Source organism: Labilibaculum sp. (genome assembly GCF_041595635.1).
In the GTDB taxonomy this organism is placed as follows: domain Bacteria; phylum Bacteroidota; class Bacteroidia; order Bacteroidales; family Marinifilaceae; genus Labilibaculum.
Genome location: NZ_JBFHJW010000027.1, coordinates 24,611 through 48,655, shown reverse-complemented (window position 1 = coordinate 48,655; position 24,045 = coordinate 24,611). Strand labels below are relative to the sequence as shown.

The window sequence follows — 24,045 nt, the reverse complement described above, 5'->3', positions numbered from 1 at the left end:
TGAGAGTTGTATTCTTAATTCATCTTTTTTGAATCATTTATTTTCTGCGTAATCTGCGTCAAGCTCGTTTTTAATCTGTGAAAATTTGAGAAATCTGTGGTTCCCTTTTTCTTGCGGTATTGCGTCCAATTATTAATTCTTCATTCTTAATTCCTCATTAATGAATGTCATGCCCTCCAGAGATCTCTCCCGATTAATCGGGGACGTGGCAATCTGCTTCAATCTTGCAGAACTATTTTTTGACGCTTCGACTCTTAGACCTTAGACCTTTAGATTTCTATTTCTTCCTTTTGTCTTAAAGCCAGACGGGCTATTCTTTTGTCATGACCACAAAAGAATCAAAAAGTCTAGACGACGGCACTCGGTGACCCATCACGCTTCAAAGGCTAAAAAAAAGTAATGTTTAAAAAATGATTCATCCTATTCTCCTTTTTCAAATGCTGTTTGCTTTCCAGCTTACTACTTCTATCAAAAATAGAATCCATTTTTAAAACGGATTTTTTTCTTCACACACTTATTTCTGATGCGGGTCCGGCTCATCGATCAGCATCCTGTGGACTTTTTAACCTTTACACTTTAACCTTTCTCTTTCTGCGTAATCTGAGTCTAGCTCGTTTTTAATCTGTGAAAATTTGTGGACTTTTTTTCCCTGCGTTATTGCGTCCAATTATTAATTTCTAATTGTTAATTATTTAAGGATTTGTGTCTATTGTTTTTTTTAATTTGTGACATTTGTGGTTCTTTTTTTTCCCTTTCACCTTTCACCTTGTGTTCCTTTTTTCTGAGTGTTATGTCAAATAGAATCATGAATTAAAATGTGTGTTTGTAGAGCTAGTAAACCCATCTATTATCTCCGGTGTAATGTGAATTGTAATTTTTGGGAGCAAAAAATGGTTTTTTGGGTAGAATCCAGATATCACTTGAATCTCGCATTTCTACCATTTTAGCATTTAGTTTTTCCACCAATTCTGGATGTTTATCAGCAATATTAATTTGTTCGGTTGTGTCTGTTTTGATGTTAAAAAGCTGGGTGTCACCATATTTTCCATATTTTATGGCTTTCATGTTATTTTTAATGTCAAGAACTCCATATCGACAAGCTTCATTTTCTTTGCCTGCCCAACAAACCATGTATTCCCAATAGAAATAATCATGTTCTTTTTGGTTTTCAACATCCCCGTATATTGTTGGTAGTATTGAGTATCCATCGGTGTTTTCGGGTGCATCAACTCCAACAAGTTCGCATAAAGTAGGCATCACATCAAAAAAGCAGGTTGTATGATCTGTTTCTTTAGGTTCTATTTTTCCTTTCCAGTAGGCCCAAAATGGAACATGAACACCACCTTCAAGAATATCTCGTTTAATACCACGGTACTTTCCGTTGCTATTGAAAAACTGAGTCATATCATTTTCGCCTTTACCATAGCTTGATTGTGGTCCATTATCGCTGGTAAAGATTACAAGGGTATTTTCCGCTATTCCCAGTTCATCTAGTTTTTGCAAGATCCTGTTCACATCGTAATCCATTTTGCTTACCATACCCGCATAGCGTTTGTATTTCATAGGCCAATCCTTATCCTTGTAGGGTTCTAAATAAGATTTGGGAGGATTGTAAGGAGAATGGGGAATGGTTATGGCTAAGTACAAGAAAAAGGGATCGTTTTGATTCTCTTCGATAAAATTCAAGGACTCGTGAATGAAAATATCATGAGAATACACTTTTCCATCTTCCATGAATTGAGGATAATCACGCTTTGGGTATATCAAGGTATCGTTGGATCGTAAGGTGTCGGAGTAGTAATTATGAGCCCATTTATGAGTGTCGTAACCAATAAATTTATCAAATCCTTTTTTTGTTGGATATCCTTCGGATGATTGTGGACCGCCCCATTTTCCAAAACAGGCAGTTGTATAACCCGCTTGTTTCATTTTCTGAGATAGAATCACATCATCTTTACCGTAGCTAACCTCTTCACTTCCTGAAGGAGGATTGTTCCTTACTGGAGAATGTCCTTGATGCAATCCTGTCATCAGCGATGCTCTTGAGGGTGAACAAACAGGACCTCCGGCATAGGCATTGGAAAAAACCAAACTCTTCGACGCCATATGATCTAAATTGGGCGTTTTTATTTTTTTCTGCCCATAGTAACCGAGGTCACCAAAGCCCAAATCATCGGTAAGAATAAATATGATGTTTGGTTTAGAGGTTTCCTCCTTTTTTTCTTTTTCTGCATTTTGACAGGAGAAAGTCGTTATGATTAAAAATGCTCCTAAAAGCAGTTGTACAAAAGTTTTCATCTTAATTGTAATTTGATAATTGTGTTTTTTAAAGCTGGGCTAGTGTAAACTATCACCAGATTTAATATAAAAATAATGCGGTCTTATTCCAATACGTGTATATAAAGAATTCCTGTTGGCTTAGAGAATGTCTCAGGCTAGGTTGTATTAAAATTATTTTATTGGCATAATTACTATGCCAAGCTTATTTTTTGATGTGAATTTTATTCATTCATCCATTTTAGCTGATTCCAAAATTCCGGACCATCGTTCTGCTGTATTTTACCTGGGGTACTTCTACCTTCGCGCACATATTTACTTAGTAGCTGACGGTATTCTTCTACGATTTCGGAATTGTCGCTCTGAATATTATGAGTTTCTCTGGCATCTTTTTTAAGATTGTAAACTTGAACCTTTGGTAGGAGTTGTATGCCTTTAGAGTTGGGTTTTGGCGCACTCCATCCTCCGGAACCCGGACAAAAGATAACTTTATAATCACCTTTGTGAATGGCAAATGAGCCGTTGATGGAATGATTTACAATGTCTTCTCTTACTGGTGCTTTTGATTTTATTCCTAGGGCAGGCAAAAAACTGTAGCTATCTTCTGCTCTATTATCTGGTGTTTTTATTTTTAATAAATCGGCTAAGGTGGCATACAAATCAGTGGTACAAAGCAATTGATTCGAACTTGAAGATTTTATTTTGGCTGGCCAATTTACAATGTAAGGAATACGGTGACCTCCCTCATAAATATCGGCTTTTCCTCCTCGCCAGTTCCCATTAGGACTGTGCCCCTTGGTGGCTAACTGCTCGAAATTTGCTTTGGGTGAGCATCCATTATCACTGGTGAAAATGAGTAAGGTATTTTCATCAATCCCCTGTTCTTTTAACGATTTTGTGATTTCACTGACCACCCAATCTACCATCATCACGAAATCGCCGTAAGGATTATCTAAGCCACTTTTTCCTCTAAATTCTTCAGTGGGCAAAATGGGAGTGTGAGGCGCGGGTAGAGGAAGATAGAGGAAAAATGGTTTTTCATTGTTTGCGTGCTGCTCAATATAGCCTACTGCTTTTTCGGTGAGGTGTGGTAGTACTTCTTCGTGCACAAAGTCGTCGGAGGTAAGTCCTTTTCGCCAAATGGATTGTTTCCCCGGATTTGAAGTTATTTTGGTAGGAACCATTGTGGGTTGGTCGTTTTCTACCCAAACATAGGGTCCCATATCCAAGGAGCCGTTGAATCCGTAAAAATAGTCGAAACCGACTGTGCTAGGACCATTTTTAATTTTCTTTGAGTAGTCAACCTGATCTTTACCAGCATCAACATTATTCCATTCCCAGCCCAAATGCCACTTACCAATTCCAGCTGTTTGGTAGCCATTTTCTTTCATTAGAGTGGCAACAGTTGCTCTGCTTTCTGGAATTAGAGCCTTACTGAATCCATTTAATACTCCTTTTTTTAACTCTGAACGCCAGTTATATCTTCCTGTTAATATTCCATATCGTGTTGGAGTGCAAACCGATGAACTGGTATGTGCATCTGTGAATTTTACCCCTGTAGAAGCCAGTTGGTCGATGTTTGGCGTTTGTATCTTTGATTGTTCGTTGTAACAACTTACATCACCATATCCTAGGTCATCGGCCAGAATAAAAATGACATTGGGTTTTTTAGTGTTTTGTCCATGAGTAATTTGAATCATGGAACACATACAAAGTATAAAAATGGCTTTTGTAATATGCTTTTTTGTTTTTAGGCGTATCATTTGTGTTCTTTATTTTTAGTAAAAATGAAGTATTTAGACTGTGTAAATTGCTATTTTAGTGTTGTCTGCTTTAAGCTTTTATCTTTGGCTGATTTTGGGTAATCTGCTTTTCTTACTGATCCTCAATAGCTAGGGGTGGAGAAAAAGTATCGCTTCTAAATGGGCGAGTTGGCAGGTCGACTCTATTCACTAGGTTCACCTTTGGCATTGCTGCAAAAGCGTATCGAACATACAAGGGGCTGCTGATTTCAGCACATTGCAAAATTACAGTCTTCCCTTTAATTTTAGCTTCTGCCTGAACCCAGTTTTGTGACTCATCGGCTAAGAAAAAAGCTTTGGGAGCTTCTCCATCTTTTGTTTTTAAGCCTTGTGCATTGTTAAAATGTACAATGATTCTATTTTTCTTGATAGAGATTTTTTTGAGTGTAGGACCTTCAGCATCAATAGATATTCCTAGTGTATTTTTTTCAGCCAATAGGGCAAGCCTTTGACCAACGGGTAATTTGTCTTTAGGATGGATGTTGTTTTTTTCGCCTAAATCGATGGTAGTTATCATGCTGGTATTGGATAGCTCCAAAGCTTTTAATTGCGATTCACGGATCCAAGCCCAAGAGGGAGCATTCGGATTTTCAAGTATGCGATCTGATTTTGCTTTTTTATGCAATTTATTCCCAAAGGCAGGAAGAGTAACCCCGATAAAGTTAAGCTTTTCATTGTGCCATTCTTTCCTCAGTCTTTTTATCCATAGGGGTAGGCTAGTGCCATACTGAAGCATGCTTTCCATTGTCCGACTATTGGCTTCGCCCTGATACCAAACTATTCCGCGACAAGCGTAGGGAGCCAGAGGTTTCATCATCGCATTATAGAGAATGTTAGGTTGAGTACGCAGAAAAATATCGTCCTTTCTTTTTCTAGTTCCAGATATGGACAAAATGCTATCGATGTGTGCTTTTTTTTCTGTGTCAGCGTCAAATTCTTTCATGATGCTTTTAAAATGGGGTAGTTTTTCTGTCAAGTCTCTGGGCATCCAGCCCTCTATAGAGGAGCTACCCCAGCAGGTAAGGATGATTCCCACAGGAACATCAATTGCTTTGTGAAGATGATAGGCAAAAGAAAAGGCTACAGCACTTGGCGGATTTTTGAGCTGCCAGCTGCCATCCAGATATTTTTGTTCGCTGAAAGCAACGGTATTTTTCACCCTAAACGAACGAATGTTTTGAGCTAGTGAATCCAATGCTTTGAGTTCAGGTATCTGCTGATAGCCCATAAACATATTTGATTGACCAGAACAAATCCAAACTTCCCCAATCATCACATCGTTGAATACATGTGATTCAGAAGCCGAACGTACTGAAAATGTAAAAGGGCCACCTGCTTTTTGTGCCGGTAATGTAGCTTTCCACATTCCTTCGGCATTGCTTGTTACTCGTGTACTATCTGAAGCCAATTGAATAAAAACGGATGCATTGGGTTTGGCTTCTCCCCAAATACTTAACGGCATATCTCGCTGAAGAACCATGTGTTCCTGAAACAATGAGGCAAGATGTAGCTTTCCTGCATATGTATTCGTAAACAGAATTATACAGGTAAACAGAGTAGTAAATAAAGTCTTCATAGGTGACCCTTCGTATGTTATAATTTAATTCTTGTTATGATTTCAATAAACCTTCCCAGCCTTTCGTACGAATGATCTCACCCACTTCGCGAAGTACTTTTACATCTTCGGGATGCATTTCTCCAGATGGAAGAGGACCTGTATTTAGCAATAGGTTAGCTGGATAGCTGTTCGCTTTTTTCAGCATCGCAATAACGGCTTCTTTGTCTTTGTGATTTCCGTCTTCGCTTTTGGTATAGCCCCATCCTTTTTTCTGTAGATGATCGCATATCTCAAGAGGCTTGGTAATGCCATCTTCTGCTTTGTATTTATGCTCTGGAGCAAGGAAATCCTCCGTGCCAAGTAGTCCTTGCTTATAGGAAACCAACATGTGAGGTTGTTTGGCGTGAATCATATCGTATAGTTCCTGACATTTAAAAGCAGAAAAATCACGCGATTTGGGAACCCCAATACCATCGAGCCAAATGCCTCCAATATTTGGAAACATATCGATTAACTCGCTGATTTGGTTCGACATAAATTCAACGTATTTGTTGAGGTCATGTTCAGCTCCATATTTGTAATAGGGTTCAGGAGTTTCAAATTTTGGTCGTGCAGCACCTCCCCAATTATCATTATTTGGTGCATGTGGATGACGCCAATCGCGACCATGAGAATAGTATAAATAGAAGCCTAATCCTTTTTTATTACACTGCTCATATAGTTCGGCTACTAAATCTCTTTTCGCCGGAGAATTGGTGCTCTTAAAATCGGAATATTGGGTATCCCACAAGCAGAAACTATCGTGATGACGTGTGGTGATGTTAATGTATTTCATGCCAGCCTCAAGTGCCAAATCAGTAATAAAGTCGGCATCAAATTTCTCAGCGGTAAACTGATCTTTTAGCTTGGCATATTCGGCAACGTGTATTTTCTCATTAATTTGCACCCATTCGTGTCTTCCTAGTAAGGAATACAGACCATAATGGATAAACATTCCGTACCGTGCATTTCTAAACCATTCTACGGCTGCAGCTCTGGGATCTTTACGATAGAGATCTTTGTATTCGTTTAAAAAAGGAGGAATTTCATTTTTAATCTCCCCGAAACAACTCGGTAAAAACATGACAGCAGCACTTCCAAGTGCTGATAATTCAAGAAATTTTCTTCTATCCATTATAATTATTTTAAAATTTCTAATTAATAATTGTTCTTAATGCAAAATACATGTGAGCAACTCCCAAAGCCTTCATTAGCATTTATTCCTGTTGCCAGATAGATATAGGCAGGTTTGCCATCTACAAAAAGGATTTGAGGGCGTTCCAGGTTTCCATGTATTTTTCCTCTATATAGCTTCGCATTGCTTAGTGTTTCTTTTCCAAGATAGTGTGCCAGATCCTCATAGGAGCGTTGGGTTTCTTTTTCATTAAAAAAGAAACCATCATCTGATTTCCAAAGTAATCCGCCACCATTGGAACCTAAGGAAGCATGGAAATCGCGGGTTACTAAATACACGGAATCATTCATGCTAAAAGCATAGGCATCTTCGAGTTGCATCCTGGGTGCTGTTACGCGCTCCGGATGGTGAATGTATGGACCCTCTAAACGATCCGATACCGAAACACCATACACATAAGCGTAGCCTTTGGGTTCCTTCTTTACGACCGACTTATCGTAGAGTAGATATTTTCCCTTGTGCTTAATTAGTGTGGGATTTGAGACTCCTAGTTTTGCGGTATAGTTCCAATAGGAAGGGTCTGTTGATTTCCGTAGGATGGTTCCATCGGCTTCGGCTCCTGAAGCGGGTCTCCAATTGTCATCCAAATTATCGGCTACATACATCACAATGCGTTGCGTTTTCAGATCATTGTTTTCGTTCACAATAAAACAGAGCACGTAACGTCCATCGATATATTTAATGGTGGGATTGTGTGGTGAATTAAATTTACCATCCTGATCGGCCACAGCAATGCGTACAAATTTGAATGGTCCTTCGGGGGAATTGCCTACATAATGGGCAATCTCACAATCTTTATACCAGCCACTAAAATCGCTTTGTGTTTTCATTGACCACTGTGCTACAAAGAGATGTATCTTCCCATCAGGGCCACAAATAGGAGATGAGCCCCATATGTGCATGCTATCCTGTTGAACTGCTATTCCCACATATTCAAAATCCATTTTGTGGGATTGAGCGTTGCTAAAGAGGGAAAACGCAAATAAGCCAAGAGTCAGAAGAAAAATATTTCGCTTTGTGTTTTTATAAGTTTTGCGCATAATTCTATCTTTTCTTTACGTTTGTGTTTTTTTTGTATTTATCTCTATCTAAATTCATTTGAGTGGCATGTTTGGCTGTTTTCTTCCGTAATGATGTTAGAATTTCAGCACCTTCGTATTCTTCAATTAAATTGTTCATCTCCTCGGGATCAGTCTTCAAATTAAACAGTTGCTCAAAATCAGGTTTACGAGCAGAGAAATCGATGTCTTCTTCCGTATACTTTTTTTTATTAATTTGGTACATGCGAATGTATTTCCAATCACCCATTCTCATGCCTTCACAAATCGGATTTCCCCGTCCGGTGTACATACTTTCTAAAAACAATTCATCTCTCCATTGAACATCTTCTCCTGTCATTAGGGGAACTAAACTTGTTCCTTGCATATTTTGGGGAGGAGTAATGCCGGCATAATCTAAAATAGTGGATGTGATATCGGTACTTGATACCAATTTGTCGTTGTTGATTCCTCTTTTATCTTTTGGCAATCGAGGATCGTAAATGAAACATGGTACTTTTGTTGTTAAATCATATAAAAGCGCTTTGCCACCCATTCCATATTCACCCATGAGGAGTCCGTGGTCGCTGGCAAAAATTATAATTGTGTTTTCGCTTAAGCCTTTTTCATCCAGTGATTTTACCATATCGCCAATAACCTTATCCATGGCTGAAATCATTTGGTAGTAGCGAATATGGTGTTCGTAACAGGAAATGGTATCATAATCGTAACTATAAATCTTGTCGGCTCTTCCCTTATATTGATCCAATACATCAAATGGAATATTTACATAGGGATCGGTAGCTGTTTCCCTAGGAATTTGTATGCCTGCCTTGCGATAAAGAGTATCGTAAAATGGATGTCCTTTTAACTTTTCATATTCATTAGCAGGAATCATGCAGTCGGCAGCAGCTTTATTATTTGGATACATAGATTTGATCTGACTACCATGTGGTACAGAGAAACTTACTGATAAACAAAAAGGCTTCTCACTGGGAACAGTACTTAAAAAATCGTCGATACTTTCGCCCATTACCGGAGTAATAATATCTTCACCAGAATCGAAATAGGCAGAACAGTTCTTCGCTGTTTTCGGCCAGAATTTGGCCCAGCCATCATGAGCTTTCCAGTAATCAAATTTGCTTGCCGCTTTTCCTTTGAAAGTGTAATATTCTATGCCAAATTTCCCAATCATTCCCGTATAGTATCCATTATTTCTCAATAATTCAGGATAGGATTGGCTCCATTGTTCTTCGGTTATTTTATAGGAGGAGGTAAAACCTACACCGCTCATGCGCTCATTCATTCCCGTAAACATAGCGACCCTGCTTGGGGCACAAATAGGTTCGGCTATATAAGTATTTGAGAAGCGAACTCCTTCTCCAATAAGTTGATCTACATTGGGCGATTTTATGTAGGGATGCCCCATAGCTCCAAAAGTATTGTCTTTCTGATCGTCGGAGAGAAGAAAGATAATGTTAGGTTTCTTTTCTTGCTTAGCACAGCTGCTTGCACCAATAAGCAAGAAGATTATCAATAATTGTTGTAGAGAAATGCCAAACTGTTTCTTTAACATGATTTTCAAATTAGTCTAGTTTCTATTGATTTAAAGATCGATTCGTATTTAGAAAGGCTTTTAATTGTTCTGGGTTTTTCACCTTGGGCTCAAGATTCTGGTATAAATCTTTATGAATAAGCCAGGTTATGGTGTCCCATTCCTGTCCTTCAGTCCATAGAGGAGTGCTCATTTCCGACTCCCATTGTTTCAATTCCTTTTTTAGTTGTTTAAACTTTTCAGTCTCAGTTTCTTTCAGATCCTTAGTTTCTCCCAAATCATCCTCAAGTTGATACAATCGATAACCTAAGCGATCTACCTTAATCAGCTTATGGTCGCCTATTCTGCCTGCGGCCATTTTGTCTTTCCGCCAAAATAGCTCAGCGTGGGGTTCTCCCACGCTATCACCTTTGAGAAAGGGGATTAGGTTTACTCCATCGGTATAATTTTCTTTGTTGTATTGAGGGATGCCGGCAACATTTATACAGCTTGCAAAAATATCCAAAGAGGAAGTTAAGCCTTCGAACTTATGAGCTTTAATCTCTGCTGGCCACGACACAACAAAAGGAACACGAATGCCACCTTCAAATTTGTTGCCCTTAAATCCTTTTAAAGGATAATTGCTTGATTGGTTATTATGTGCGCCGCCGTTATCGCTTAAGAAAAAGACTAAGGTGTTGTCTAAAAGATTTTCTTTTTTAAGTTTACTGATTATTTTTCCTACGGCTCTGTCCAGCGCCCAGGTCATGGCTGCTAATTTCTGACGGGGATGACCTTCGAATAGTGCCATATCCTCTGCAGTATATTCCATTGGTGTATGAACCGCATTAGGTGCCCAATAAATAAAGAAGGGTTCATTCTTATGAGTTTCGATAAAGTCAGCCGCTTTTTCGCCCAATTGGTTTGTTAAATATCCATCTAAAGGAGTGAATTGGTCGTTCTCACGAATGCAGTGAGTGTTTTCGGGTGTATCCGTCGATTTATTTGCGAAATAACTTCTTCCACCCGATAAGAATCCCCAAAAATAATCGAAACCTCTATCGTTGGGCTTATATCCCTTTTTGCTTCCTAAATGCCATTTGCCAAAGGCAGCAGTTGCATATCCTGCTGATTTCATGGCATCTGCCAGTGTTTTCTGATTAAGGTCAAGTCCATCAGTATCATCAGGATTACATTCAAAACCAAATCTTTGCTGATATCTTCCAGTTAGAATTCCAGCTCTGGAAGGACCACAAACAGAAGCAGAAACATGTGCATCCGTAAATACGACTCCATTAGAAGCTATATTATCGATATTTGGTGTCTTCAGATCCTTACTACCCGCGAAACCAAAATCGGCATAACCAGCATCATCACAAAGTAAAATAATTACATTTGGACGAGTGTTTTTTTTGATTTTAGTCTGGCTACATGATATCAATATTATGATACATGAAAGCAAGAATGCAAATTTTGTTATATGATTCATATTTAAATTATAATCGCTTTTTTTAATAAATTTTGTAGGTTTAAACCTACTGTTTTTCGGGTTGTGGTCGAATGGACCAGCTTATTCCAAAATTTTACATCTTGCTTTTTTAGCGGGAGTAGTTTGTAATTAATCAGTAGTTAGCATGCTTCCCCACCAATCAGCATTCGGTTGCCAATCTTGTTTCAGAATTTGTAAACGTTTTGTTTCCTGTTCAGGCCATAATTTAAGGGTGATCTTTTCCTGACGTTGTTTTTCCAGCTTAGCATTGTATTCATCATCTACTTGTGGCATGATAGCACCCGTTTCTTTAAGCCATTCTTGTAAGAGAGTGCTTAACTTTTGAGTTGTTTCCGCATTTTGTGTTGATACATCTATGGATTCAGATAAATCATTTTTAATATTATACAGTTCATTATGTCCATCTTCGTGGTAATAAATAAGTTTCCAGTCCCCCAAACGAATAATTGATGAAGGATCGCCACCCTGGTTGCTGTAATGAGGATAATGCCAGAATAAGGGTCTTTCTGCTATCTTATGCTTATTTAATAGGGGAACTAGGCTTACTCCGTCAATCGTATTGTTCGGTTTGAGTGAAACACCTGCTAAATCAAGTAGAGTAGGGTAAAAGTCAATGCCTGATACAGGAACCTGACATGTTTCACCAGCATTTTTTATCCAGGGAACATTAATAAAGTAGGGTTCTCTAATTCCGCCTTCCCATTGGTATCCTTTTCCTCCTCGTAGAGGTAGGTTAGAGGTCGAGAAGTTATCGCCAGAAGCTACACCACCATTGTCTGAAGTGAAAACAACTATGGTATTCTTATCTAAGCCTAGTTTTTTTAAGTTGTTAATTACATACCCAACGGCATCGTCCATATTTTCTATCAGTCCAGCATATACAGGATTGTCTTGTACTTGTCGAATAGGCATTCTGCGTTCCATTTTATAGCCAAACTCTTCGATTCCTTTGGCAGTCGCTTTTTGTTGATATTTACTCCATTTATCCTGCGAGGTCTGAATGCCAGCATGAACGGCATAAAAAGACAAGTAGGCGAAGAATGGCTTTTCCTGGTTGCTGGTCATAAATTGAACGGTTTCTTTTGCCAATCGCATAGACAGATTTTCTCCTTTGGGTCCGTCGGTCATTTTTGGATTTTTATAGGGTGAGAAATATCCACCCTTAGGTCCGCCAGCATGATAGCCACCAATATTTACATCGAAACCGTGATCTTCAGGATAAGAACCTTCACCCCCCAAATGCCATTTTCCTGCAAAGAAAGTTTGGTAACCTGTTTCCTTAAGAGCTTCGGGAAGAGTAACAAACTCTTTTTTTAGCTGATGTGAATAATCTGCCGAAAGAAGTTGGGTATATCGTTTTGCTTTTCTCCAGTCCGCTCCAGATTTTTGTCCAATCCATTCTGTTACACCATGCTTTGTGGTATACATTCCTGTCATGATGCTTGCTCTGGATGGACTGCATACCTGACAGGCAGCATAACCCTGAGAAAAAACCATTCCTTTGGCTGCAATCCCATCTATATTGGGTGTTTCATAAAACGAACTGCCCGTACAACTTAAGTCAGTCCATCCCAAATCATCCGCCAAAATAAAGAGAATGTTGGGCTGTTTTTTCGGCTTATTAGCCTGTGTGTAAAATGCAAATCCGAATGTAAGTAGAGCAAGCAATATGCTCCTGCTTGTACAGTTTATTAGTTTCATGAACTTGTTGATATGAAGTTTATTGTGTTAGATTTAAAAAACGGAAAGGGTATAGCTCCACTGGTATTCCCGACGAAGAAGCTGATAAATTTGGTGAGGAGTTTGTCCCCAGCTTGTATCACCACCAACACCCATTTGACCATAGTCAATGTTTAGTACAATATAATCTCTCTTTTGCATGTCGTATTGGTGTCTTGCTTCTCTTTTGGGCGCATTACCATAATCCTCGTGCTCATAAAATTGTGCTTGCATACAAAATTGTGTTTTTGCATCAATTTTCACTCCATGTTTACCATCGCTGAGCTCCAAAGAATTTACGTCTGTTCTATATCCATTTTCTTGTGGACGAATGTAAGGGTAATACAATTCATCAATTGTAGCCTTGTATTTACCAACGAAGGCTGAGGTGTACCTGTCAGCATAATTTTCCTGAGGACCACGACCAAGCCAACTAACGACCTCAAAATCTTTATTTATTCGTAATTGAGAACCGACTCTGGGAATACTCACACATTTACGATTTGGGTCGAAATTGATATAATTATCAATTTGAATAAGCCCCTCTCCATTGAATGTATAGGTCGAGATAAAGTCACCAAATACCTTTTCTAATCTTTTTGTGACGGTGAAAATAAGTAAGCCATTTTCCTCTTTCAGATTGATGTTGGAAACTTGAGCATCTTTGCCCTGATCTTTCCAAACGCCAAGTTTCTTAACCATGTTATATCCATAGTCATTATCAATTGGAACTCTCCAGAAGTCGGGTTGAGGACCTTCCTGTATAAACTCTTTACCTTTCACTTTTAGCTGGGTAAAGGTTCCTTTTGATTTATCAAAGAATAGGCTTGTATTGGCAGTTTTTATATCCCATCCAGCCTTTGTTTCGGTAAAACTGATTTCCCCTGAAGCTTTTATCGCCGAGGAAGGAGTTTTTTCTTTAAGAAGAATTTGCTCTTTCGCGACTTCATGTCCTTTTTTAAGCAATCCATCATCTTCTTTTAATAGGAAAGAAAGATTGGCATAATATTGCGAGCCATCATTCATTTCAGGAAGTTCCAATGTGATCTCTTTCGATGATTGAGCTTCAATATTTAGGTCTGATCGAATTTGTTTGGAAATAATTTCTCCATCTTTAAGGATGCTTATTCTTAAGTCAAATTTAGTAAGATTTGAAAAGAAAAATTTATTCTTGACAATGAATTGATTCTTTGTCTCTGATTTGCGTACCGAAATATTTTGGTAGACTTTTTTCACTTCATATAGGTGTGGATTTGGTTTCCGGTCGGGTGTTATCAATCCATTAATACAGAAATTGTTGTCGTTTCTGGTTCCCGGAGCTTCTAAATCGCCACCATAAGCGAAATAGTCATTTCCATTTTTATCTTTGCTGAGAATGCCCTGATCAACCCAGTCCCAAATGCATCCGCCTTGAAGCGAGGGATATTTTTCAATAAGGGTCCAGTAATCCTGTAAGTTGCCGACACTATTTCCCATGGCATGTGCATATTCGCATTGAATAAGAGGACGGTAGATGTCTTTTTGAAGAGCATAATTTTCCATTTCTTCAGCTGTTGCATACATCGGACATACGATATCGGTATGAGCTTTATTATCTGCTTGTTCAAACTGAACGGGTCTACTATCGTGATTTTTTAACCATTGGTAAGCAGAAACAAAATTACAACCATCTCCAGCCTCATTTCCCATCGACCAAATAATTACAGAAGGGTGATTTTTATCCCGAGCATACATGAGCTCAATACGCTCTAAATGGGCAAGTTCCCATGCTGGATCATTGGCGATATGATAATCGTATGGAGCTTGAAGAGCAGCTCCTAAACCATGAGATTCAATGTTGGCTTCGTTAATCACATAAAGACCATATTCATCACACAAATCATACCAGTAAGGATCGTTGGGATAGTGGCAGGTTCGTACAGTATTGATGTTGTTTTCTTTCATCAAACGGATATCCTGTTCCATTAACTCCTTTGAGAGATAGTGTCCAGTGCTTGGATCATGTTCATGGCGATTAACACCCTTCACTAAAACAGCTTGTCCATTAACTTGCAATTGCTTGTTTTTGATTTCTACGGTTCTGAATCCAATGTTTTCACCAAAGGTCTCAATTAGATCCCCATTTTCACTCTTTAGGCTGACAACCAGACGGTAAAGAGAAGGTGTTTCGGCAGACCATTTTTTTACATTTGAAATTACCTCCTGAAAATTAATGTTCGCTTTACTATTTTTTACTTGGATTGGTTTTGATTTGGATTTAATTCGTGTGGAGCCATCAAAAATTGAAAAATTGGCCAGAATAGTTTTGTTTTTCACATCTGAGCGAACGAGGAGATTCAAGTCGAATAATCCATTCGTATAGCTCTCGTCAAGTTTGCTAATCACTTTAAAATCCTTTATTCTGGTTTTTGGAGTAGAATAAACAAATACATCTCTTTCGATACCACTGATACGCCAAAAATCCTGACATTCTAGAAATGATCCATCGCTCCAGCGATAGACTTCTACAGCTAATGTATTTTCATTTTCTTTTAGGTAAGGAGTAATGTTGAATTCTGCTGGTGTTTTAGATCCTTGACTGTATCCTACTTTTTTGCCATTCACCCAAACATACATGGCAGATTTTACAGCACCAAAATGGAGAAATACATCTTTCGATTTCCATGTCTTAGGAATGGTAAAGCTTCTGCGGTAGGAGCCAACGGGATTGCTATGGCTTGGAATGAAATCGATAACGGGCGGTGTCGGTCTTTTATTTGGAGAGAAATCGAAAGGATGATTCAAATACATGGGCATGCCATATCCCTGAAGCTCCCAGTTTCCTGGGACATTTATTTTTGCCCAACTTGACACGTCATATTCAGGTTCATAAAAAGATTTTGGTCTATCATCAGGACTTTCTGAAAAATTGAAATTCCATTGCCCATTCAAGGATTTGTAGTAGGGCGATTGGTCAATGTTTTTTGTTTTGGCTTCCATTTCTGTGCCAAAAGGAATGATGAGTGAGGAAGCGGGTTTTTTATTAATTTGAAGTACTGAATTGTCTTTCCAGTCTTGAGCATTTGTGATTCCTGAAATAAGAACTGCAAATGTGAGTAGCAGATAAAACGATTTTTTCATTATTTGATTATATTAGTAGGTCTAAAATTGTTTATAGCACATCTTCGATTTGATTTTATCAAATTACCGAAAATCTAATTAAAATGGTTCTGCATAAAAACTCAAATAGTATTGAATATGACCATTGACGGTTATTTTGTAGTATTTGAATTATAATTAAGACCCAAATAATGGGTTTTAAAGCAGAATCTTCTCAAATTTGTAACTGTAGTTAATTATTGAAAAACCACTTTTAACACCCATCTAACCTTTTTAAGTTGTCTGTATGATTAAATTCAGAATTCTTATTATTTGTTTTCTATTCTGCACTCCCGCTATCGGGCAAACCTATAATAATTTAAGTTTTGAGCAAATTAATCATGTTCAAGGTTTACTTTCTGATGTTGTATATTCTACACATCAGGATAAGAATGGTTTCATTTGGTTTTCAACCTCTGAAGGTATCGTTCGCTATGATGGTTATGAATTTCGTAGTTTTAAGAATCATCCATATTTAGGACAGTTTTATGGAATGAGTATCTCCAAAATGAAATCAGACAGCGAGGGGAATATTTACATCTGTTCGAATGTTGGTTTTTATGCTTTTTCGGATGAATTAGAGCCCATTTTGAATTTTGCGACCGAGACGATTAATGGATTTCAGGTAAATGATTTTTTAATTGCTTCGAATGGCTTGATTTATATTTCTACAGATGAAGGTTTTTTTACGGTAAATCCCAAAGAGAAAAGCATAAAAAATATTTCAATGGTAGTCGGAGAGGAGTTTAAGATCACGACTACTCGACAAATTGTTGAAGATTTTAAGGGGCGTATTTGGGTTGGCGACTGGGGACATGGAGTTTTGAAATTGAATCCAGATGAAAACTCATTCACTTCCTATAGGCTATTTGAAAGTAATGATGAGAAGACATTAGATAATGTAGTGAATTCTTTATTTATTGATAGTCACGGGTTTTTATGGGTTGGAACCTGGGAGAGTGGCCTTTTTGTTTTAAATATTTCTTCAGAAGACAAAGTTAACATACTCAAAAAATTTGTCCACGAACCGAAGCATAAGCAATCCATACCTGGAAATATAATTTTTGATTTAGAAGAAGACAAGTACAACGGAATTTGGCTTGCAACCCCTTATGGCGCGGCTGTAATTCAATATCCATTAAGCAAAAACTCTAAAATTGTTAGATGTCAGGTTTCCGATGAACCTCAAGATATTTCTTGCAATGTGGTTACTAATATTTTTCGAGACAGTTCAGACATGTTGTGGTTAGCAACCAAAGGAGGTGGTGTTGAAAAACTTTATCTTAAGCAAAATGAATTTGAGTATTTGAAAATTCCTGAACTCGATCCTCAAAAGCGAACTCAATCGGTTCATGCTTTTGAGAAGGATCATAAAGGTCGATTGCTGGTAGGGGTTTTAAGTCTTGGATTTGTGGTTTATGATTTTGAAAAAGAACAATTCTTTCACTACAAAGATTTACCCGAATATAAATCGATTTTAGAAAAATTTGAATTGAATACGGTGAATGCATTTCTTTGGGACAAAGATTCTGTATTGTGGATGGGTACTCGATATCATGGAATTGTAACTTTCGATGCACTTACAGGAAAAATAGCCTACATCAATAATTTAAAATACAGAAATAAGTTTCGGGGACGGAATGTTAATGTATTATACCTGGATACGGATGCTTCGGTTTGGGTTGGGACAAACTTAGGCTTAAATCATATTAGTAATGGAGAAAATAATCAAAAAATCATTCAAAATATTCCTTTATTGAAGGATGCGGAGGGCAAATCAGTACATCTGAATGTAACGGGTATTGTAAAGGATGAAAGTGGGCTTTTTTATGTGGCTACCCAATCGCATGGTATTTTTAATCTGGATTTTAAGAAAGGAAAGGCAAAAATTACTCCCTGGGGAAATGAGAAAGTGCCCTTTAAAATTATATCGATGTTTAAGGATGTCAGTAACAGGATCTCGATTGGAACAAAAGGCCAAGGATTCCAATTCTTGGATCAAGATAGTGGTGGTTATCTTTCACCACTTCCAGAAGGTAATCGTTTGGGGGATGTAGTTTATGGAATTAATCAAGATGATTATGGAAGTATTTGGTTGACAACGAATGACGGAATTTCAAAAATCTGGTTTCAAGGTCAAAAGGCAAAATCTGAAAAATTCCTGTTTAGAAATGGTCTGCAGGGAAATATTTTTATTCCCCGAGCTTTTTTTAAGGATAAAACGGGTCACTTTTTTATTGGCGGACACAATGGGGTTAATATGTTTAATCCTTTGAAAATTACTGGGAACTATTGCAAGGCGAATGTTGTGATCACCGATGTTTTTATTGGAGGTAAGCCAGTGCCGTATTTTCAAGGAAAAACAAGTAAGATAGTTGTGGATCATCTAAGTAATGATTTCTCGGTTGTCTTTTCTTCCCTGAGCTATTTTTTCCCAGAAGCGAACCAATATGCCTATATGTTGGAAGGAGTTGATGAAAATTGGCAATATGTAAGCTCAAAAATGCGTAGTGCATCCTACCATAATTTGTCGGCAGGAACTTATGTTTTTAAAGTGAAGAGTTCAAATAGTCAGGGAGTTTGGAATCAGGAACCTGTTGAGTTATCTATTGAAATTACACCTTCCCCTTTTAAAACAAATCTGGCAATTGCTCTTTATTTAATTCTATCAGGAATAATAATAGGCGCCATTGTAAGACAAAGGGTTAGAACGAATAATATCAAGCAAAAACTGAATCTGGAATCAATAGAAAGAACAAAATCTGAGAAATTACATCAATATAAACTCCAATTTTTCACCAACATCTCTCACGAACTCCTTACTCCATTGTCGATTTTGTCTTCGGCAATTGAAAATAGCGTTACAAAAAAGAATCTTTCCGAAGACAACCTCTTTTTAATGCAGCGAAATGTGAATAGCTTGATTCGCCTAATACGACAGCTGCTTAGCTTTCGAAAGTTAGAGAATGGAAAAATGACCTTGAATTTAGTCCATAGCGATATCGCTAGTTTTGTTATGAATAGCGTGAATGATTTTAATTCTTTGGCAGAAAAAAGATCAATGGACTATACCATTCATGTTGAAGATGATGTTGCAGGGATTATTGATAAGGAAAAATTAGAGATGATTCTTCGGAATTTGTTGTCGAATGCATTTAAATATACAAAGGATGGAGGTTATATTCGTTTTAGCTTGAAGTGGAAGGATAAACCGTCAGTCATTCAAATTAGAATAAAAGATTCTGGATGTGGGATTGAGAGCGATGCATTACCCTTGCTTTTTGATCGGTACTACCGAAACGATACTGTGTCGGAAAAATCGGGTGTTGGCATTGGTTTAAATCTGACCAAAAGTTTAGTCGATTTGCTGAGAGGTACTATTCGGGTAAAAAGTGAAGTGGAAAAGGGTTCTGTTTTCATTGTAGAACTTCCAGTTTCTGAGGATGCATTTGAATTGGAAGAATCTATTTTGGAGGAAGAAAATTTTGGCTTAATTCCTAAGAATCAGGGAACAGATGAATTTTCGGAGAAAAATGAAAATTCCTCGGAAATAGCTGGAAATGTACTGTGTAAAATTCTGATTATTGAAGACAATGAGGATTTTAGGAGTGTTTTAGCTGATTCTTTACGAGGGCAGTATACTCTTTATGAAGCTTCTAATGGTGCTGAAGCTTTGGATATTGCAAAATCCAATGATCTTGACCTTATTGTATCGGATGTGATGATGCCCGGAATGTCGGGTATGGAGCTTTGTCGAAGCTTGAAATCGAATGTTAACACCAGTCATATTCCCATTATATTACTAACGGCCAAAGTAGGGGATGATAATAAGGTTGCTGGTTACGAAGCTGGAGCCGATTCCTATATTGAAAAGCCGTTTAATCATACGCTTTTGCAGGTAAGAATAAATGCTTTACTTAAACAGAGAGATCAATTTAAAAGTCGTATGAAATCGTGTTTGAGTTTAGAACCTGAAAATTTATCCATAACTTCTTTTGATGAGAATTTTATTCTTCAGGCTAAAATGATTGTCGAAGAAAACATCTCGGATTCTGAATTTTCGGTAAAATCCTTAGCAAAGGAATTAAATGCTAGTAATTCAATGCTGTATCGGAAAATGACAAGTTTGGTTGGATTGGCTCCTAATGAGTTTATACGAAATATTCGTTTGAAGCGAGCCGCTCAGATGTTGGGAAATAAGGCGCACACCATTTCTGAAGTAGCTTTTCACTGTGGTTTTAACGATTTGAGTTATTTTGGAGTTTGTTTCAAAAAAATGTATGGAACAACACCAACAGCTTATCAAATTGATGAAAAAAATTCTGAGATCTAGAAGAAAAGTCTTTCTATTTCACTCGCTTAGCTCCATCATCTCCTGGTGAAAAGGAGAATGTTTATTTGGAGAGTGATTCATAGTTTTTCTACTTTGTTTTGATGAACTATTGAGAATACATTACAGGGAATCTGTGATGTATTTTTTTAAAAATAGCAAGGAGAGGTCGTCTCTGGAAGTTCTATTTTTATTTAAAGAGTAACATGTTTCTACTATCAGCGTGTCTAATTTTTGTTTTCAGAAAGATTGTAATGGGTAAAGCCAAGTGGAAAATTTAAAGAAGAAAGGCAAGTTGATTCAGATAGGTAGAAATTAATTTTTCCGATTGGAAATATTCCTTTTTATAAAACATGACTTTTGCAGCATACTAAATAGAGAATATAAATTTCCTAGTGGGTGTTGACTAAGGCTTATTCGAAATGAAATCATTGGAGATAAGTGTTAAAAATATAAAAGAGAATATTGAAAAGAATGAATACTTTTGGCCCCGAAATAGAAGACATCTTCATTTTATCCTAAAATTTCAATTTTATGGCAACTTTTTAGTGCTGAATTTCTATTCAGAAAGTATGAAAAATAATTCAGTGGTAAATGTTAAGCCTTGATAATCAGCAATCAGGATTAGCGGCTTAAAAATGGTAACGATTGCATAAATAGTTATAGCTGCCATAGTTTGACTTGTTTACATTTGTTAAAAATGTATAAAAAGTTGAAATAATTAGAAATTGAAAATTCAAAAAAAAACTATGCGAAAAATTCGACTGACAGTTTTAATGTGTCTAATTGCAACAATGGGTTGGGCACAAAAACTTTCCGTTCATGGTTCGGTTGTTGATGAGCAAGGTCCTCTACCAGGAGCTTCTGTTATTGTCAAAGGTTCTGCTGCTAATAAATTGGTTGGAACGATTACCGATATAAATGGAGAGTTTAGTTTAATGGTTAATACTGATGATGTGTTAATCGTCTCTTTTATGGGCTATACATCACAAGAAGTAGCAGTCATTGGAAGTACTTTTCTAGTCGTGGAATTAACCGGATCAGCTACCGAGTTAGAGCAAGTGCTGGTCGTTGGTTATGGAACTCAGAAAAAATCTTCTTCAGTAGCATCTATTTCACAAACGAAAGGTGATGATCTACAGAAAGCAGGTGGTGTAACATCTGTTACCGAAGCGCTTCAGGGAATGATGCCAGGGGTTACTTCTGTAGTCAGTAATGGTAAGCCTGGAGATTCTGATGCACTAGATATCATGATTCGTGGTGTTTCTTCCTGGAATGATGCTTCGCCTTTAGTATTGGTAGATGGTGTTGAGCGGGGAATGGATGATGTGGCTCCTAACGAAATTGAAAGTATTTCAGTTCTTAAGGATGCTTCTGCTACTGCAGTATTTGGAGTAAAAGGGGGTAATGGTGTTATTTTAATTACTACGAAACGTGGTGTTGTGTCTGACAAACCCAAAATTAGTTTCTCTGCTAATTATGGAATTAAAACGGCAATGACAGTTCCTAAGTTTACCGACTATGTAACTTCCATGAACATGTGGAATGAAGCTTTATCTAATGATGGACAATGGGAGGATTTAATTCCAGAGTCAACCATTAATGCGTGGAAAAATGCCTATGAGAATGGTTTGGTAGGAGCTAATAGTGATTATTTTCCTGAAGTAGATTGGTGGGATAAAATTGTTGGAGTGGGAACGCAACAGCAATATAATATTAATGTAAGAGGTGGTTCACAGTTCATGAAATACTTTGTTTCAATGTCTTATCTAAATGATGGAGATGTTTTTAAAACACAAAAAAATGACCTGTTTGATCCTAGCTTTTATTACAAACGTTATAATTGGCGTACTAATTTCGATTTAAATATTACCAAAAGCACTGTGGTAAGTGTGAATATGGCCGGAAAATATGCACATCGTAATCAGGCAGGTTATCGTATTGATGGTAACTCTGAAGATGGTTATGGTCAGAGTTCTTTTTTCAATGCTCTTTATACGGGTGATCAAAATAGTTTCCCGATTTATTGGAGTGATGGTACTTATGGTAGTGATGATACAGGTGGGGGAAATATTTATGCCAACCTAGACCTTGGACAACGTATTTATAAGTATTTCGAGGGAGCTTATGATATTAAGTTAAAACAAGATCTTAATTTCATTACGAAAGGATTAAGTGCCGAAGGGATGCTTTCCTATAGTTCAAGCTCTAATTATGAATCAACTATTCAACGATACGAAGGCGGTAATTTTGGAGTAGCAGATTATATAAGGTATTCAAGAAAATATGATTATTCTTCTCAAAATGCGGATGGATCCTATAATTACACATCAACACGTTGGCCGGATGATACGACTCAGGAAACACCTACTTATTCTACCTATGATGATATTTTAGATGAAGGTTATTCCCGACGTTTTTATTACCAATTGGCATTAAATTATTCACGTTCTTTTGGAGATCACAATGTGTCAGGTCTAGCATTATTTAGCCGTCGCCAAAAACATGTGTTCGAAGATGATAGTAATGATACTTTTGATTACGAATATCGTGAAGAAAACTGGGTAGGTCGATTTACCTATAATTTCAAAGAGCGTTATTTGGTCGAATTTAATGGGGCATATAATGGTTCTGAAAATTTTGCTCCGGGAAATCGTTTTGGATTTTTCCCCTCTATTTCTCTTGGGTATCGCCTTTCAGAAGAGCCTTTTATTAAAAATTTAGCAGGTGACTTCCTAAATAATTTGAAAATTCGTTATTCAAAGGGTTCTTCGGGTAAGGATGGAACCTCGAGTAGTAGTGATCGCTTTGCATACTTACAGGGATATACTACCAGTGGTAGTGTGAGTTTTGGAAGTACTTCATCAACCTCTTATGGCCCATTGTATCAGGAAGATGGTGTGGCCAATGTAAATGCAACCTGGGAAACCTCAGTGAAACAAAATTTAGGTCTTGAGTTTAAGCTTTTTGATAAACTTACGGGTAGTATCGATTTATTTAAAGAGAAAAGAACAGGGATTTTAATGGATGTTTGGTCTCCTCTTTGGTATAATATTGAAGATGCTACAGGTAATGTAGGAGAAACAAAAAACCATGGTTACGAGCTTGAGTTAGGATGGGGTCAAAACATTGGACAAAACTTTAGGTTTAATGTTAAAGGTTCATTTGCGATAAGCGAAAATAGAGTGGTAAAAAGAGGCGATGGTGTTTATGAGGAAGAGTATTTGAAATATGCAGGTAAGCCTATTGGATATACCCAAGCCTATGTTGTGCTAGGGACCTATAATAGTGTTGACGATATCTACAATTATACGACTCCTGAAAGTGCCTCTAACCAAAGTACTATGGTTATTGGTGATTATATCTATGCCGATTACAATGCCGATGGTGTTATTGATGATTTGGATAAGGTGGCCGTCGATTCTTATACAAAACCCTTAAAGAACTACACATTTAGTTTAGCCGCTCAATATAAGGGCTGGGCTTTAAATATGAGTTTTTATGGTGTATTTGATGTGTACAAAAAGGTTGGTTCAATGTTTAACTACGCCAATGTTAATGGTAGTTCAGGTGTTTATAAAAACACAACTGATATCGCTGAGGCATGGTATAGTGGAACAAGTGCGTCTGCAATGCATTCCGTTTATGGTTCGTATAGTCAAAATACGAGTACTTATTCTTATCAGGATTGCTCTTACTTACGACTTAAAAATGTGGAATTGAGTTATAAGTTTGGTAAAGAAATTACTGATCTCATTAAGTTAGGTTCTCTTCAGTTGTATACCAATGGAAGTAATTTGTATACATGGACTAAGTTTAATGAGAACATTGATCCTGAACAATCAGGAACCTCTGTATATCCAATGGTTAAACGTATTAATTTTGGAGTTAGAGCCTCCTTCTAAA

Annotated in this window: 11 protein-coding genes; 2 read left to right on the top strand and 9 right to left on the bottom strand. The window is 37.4% G+C overall.

What is annotated here, in order from left to right; translation table 11 throughout:
* Positions 1–831: 831 nt before the first annotated feature.
* From ABYT26_RS09600 to ABYT26_RS09560, 9 genes are all read right to left on the bottom strand, one after another.
* A complete protein-coding gene (locus tag ABYT26_RS09600) occupies positions 832–2,298 on the bottom strand; it encodes an arylsulfatase (RefSeq protein ID WP_372753265.1) in 1,467 nt (488 codons plus the stop codon).
* 203 nt (positions 2,299–2,501) lie between these two features.
* Positions 2,502–4,040, bottom strand: a complete 1,539-nt coding sequence (locus tag ABYT26_RS09595; RefSeq protein WP_372753263.1) for an arylsulfatase — start codon at positions 4,038–4,040, stop codon at positions 2,502–2,504.
* A 112-nt stretch (positions 4,041–4,152) separates the two neighbouring features.
* On the bottom strand, positions 4,153–5,655 hold the full coding sequence (locus ABYT26_RS09590) for a sialate O-acetylesterase (protein WP_372753261.1): 1,503 nt from the start codon (positions 5,653–5,655) through the stop codon (positions 4,153–4,155).
* 34 nt (positions 5,656–5,689) lie between these two features.
* Positions 5,690–6,811: an alpha-L-fucosidase gene (locus ABYT26_RS09585; protein WP_372753259.1), complete on the bottom strand. Its 1,122-nt coding sequence runs from the start codon at positions 6,809–6,811 to the stop codon at positions 5,690–5,692.
* Positions 6,812–6,834: 23 nt separating this feature from the next.
* Positions 6,835–7,815: a glycoside hydrolase family protein gene (locus ABYT26_RS09580; protein ID WP_372753257.1), complete on the bottom strand. Its 981-nt coding sequence runs from the start codon at positions 7,813–7,815 to the stop codon at positions 6,835–6,837.
* A 100-nt stretch (positions 7,816–7,915) separates the two neighbouring features.
* A complete protein-coding gene (locus tag ABYT26_RS09575; RefSeq protein WP_372753255.1) occupies positions 7,916–9,484 on the bottom strand; it encodes a sulfatase-like hydrolase/transferase in 1,569 nt (522 codons plus the stop codon).
* A gap of 22 nt (positions 9,485–9,506) precedes the next feature.
* Positions 9,507–10,931: a sulfatase-like hydrolase/transferase gene (locus tag ABYT26_RS09570; protein ID WP_372753253.1), complete on the bottom strand. Its 1,425-nt coding sequence runs from the start codon at positions 10,929–10,931 to the stop codon at positions 9,507–9,509.
* 129 nt (positions 10,932–11,060) lie between these two features.
* Positions 11,061–12,653, bottom strand: a complete 1,593-nt coding sequence (locus tag ABYT26_RS09565) for a sulfatase (RefSeq protein WP_372753251.1) — start codon at positions 12,651–12,653, stop codon at positions 11,061–11,063.
* Between the two features lie 33 nt (positions 12,654–12,686).
* Entirely contained in the window at positions 12,687–15,791 is a 3,105-nt protein-coding gene (locus tag ABYT26_RS09560) for a glycoside hydrolase family 2 TIM barrel-domain containing protein (RefSeq protein WP_372753249.1), read from the bottom strand.
* 265 nt (positions 15,792–16,056) lie between these two features.
* Between ABYT26_RS09560 and ABYT26_RS09555 the strand changes: the two genes are divergently transcribed.
* On the top strand, positions 16,057–20,142 hold the full coding sequence (locus ABYT26_RS09555) for a two-component regulator propeller domain-containing protein (RefSeq protein WP_372753247.1): 4,086 nt from the start codon (positions 16,057–16,059) through the stop codon (positions 20,140–20,142).
* Between the two features lie 746 nt (positions 20,143–20,888).
* Positions 20,889–24,044, top strand: coding sequence for a SusC/RagA family TonB-linked outer membrane protein (locus tag ABYT26_RS09550; protein WP_372753245.1), 3,156 nt, complete (start codon positions 20,889–20,891; stop codon positions 24,042–24,044).
* Position 24,045: the final 1 nt, after the last annotated feature.

What these genes read in the sequence shown, in the direction of transcription:
- ABYT26_RS09585 (WP_372753259.1), bottom strand. Translation starts at nt 6,811, where the DNA reads ATGGATAGAAGAAAATTTCTTGAATTATCAGCACTTGGAAGTGCTGCT.
- ABYT26_RS09600 (WP_372753265.1), bottom strand. Translation starts at nt 2,298, where the DNA reads ATGAAAACTTTTGTACAACTGCTTTTAGGAGCATTTTTAATCATAACG.
- ABYT26_RS09560 (WP_372753249.1), bottom strand. Translation starts at nt 15,791, where the DNA reads ATGAAAAAATCGTTTTATCTGCTACTCACATTTGCAGTTCTTATTTCA.
- ABYT26_RS09575 (WP_372753255.1), bottom strand. Translation starts at nt 9,484, where the DNA reads ATGTTAAAGAAACAGTTTGGCATTTCTCTACAACAATTATTGATAATC.
- ABYT26_RS09580 (WP_372753257.1), bottom strand. Translation starts at nt 7,815, where the DNA reads ATGGATTTTGAATATGTGGGAATAGCAGTTCAACAGGATAGCATGCAC.
- ABYT26_RS09595 (WP_372753263.1), bottom strand. Translation starts at nt 4,040, where the DNA reads ATGATACGCCTAAAAACAAAAAAGCATATTACAAAAGCCATTTTTATA.
- ABYT26_RS09555 (WP_372753247.1), top strand. Translation starts at nt 16,057, where the DNA reads ATGATTAAATTCAGAATTCTTATTATTTGTTTTCTATTCTGCACTCCC.
- ABYT26_RS09550 (WP_372753245.1), top strand. Translation starts at nt 20,889, where the DNA reads ATGCGAAAAATTCGACTGACAGTTTTAATGTGTCTAATTGCAACAATG.
- ABYT26_RS09565 (WP_372753251.1), bottom strand. Translation starts at nt 12,653, where the DNA reads ATGAAACTAATAAACTGTACAAGCAGGAGCATATTGCTTGCTCTACTT.
- ABYT26_RS09590 (WP_372753261.1), bottom strand. Translation starts at nt 5,655, where the DNA reads ATGAAGACTTTATTTACTACTCTGTTTACCTGTATAATTCTGTTTACG.
- ABYT26_RS09570 (WP_372753253.1), bottom strand. Translation starts at nt 10,931, where the DNA reads ATGAATCATATAACAAAATTTGCATTCTTGCTTTCATGTATCATAATA.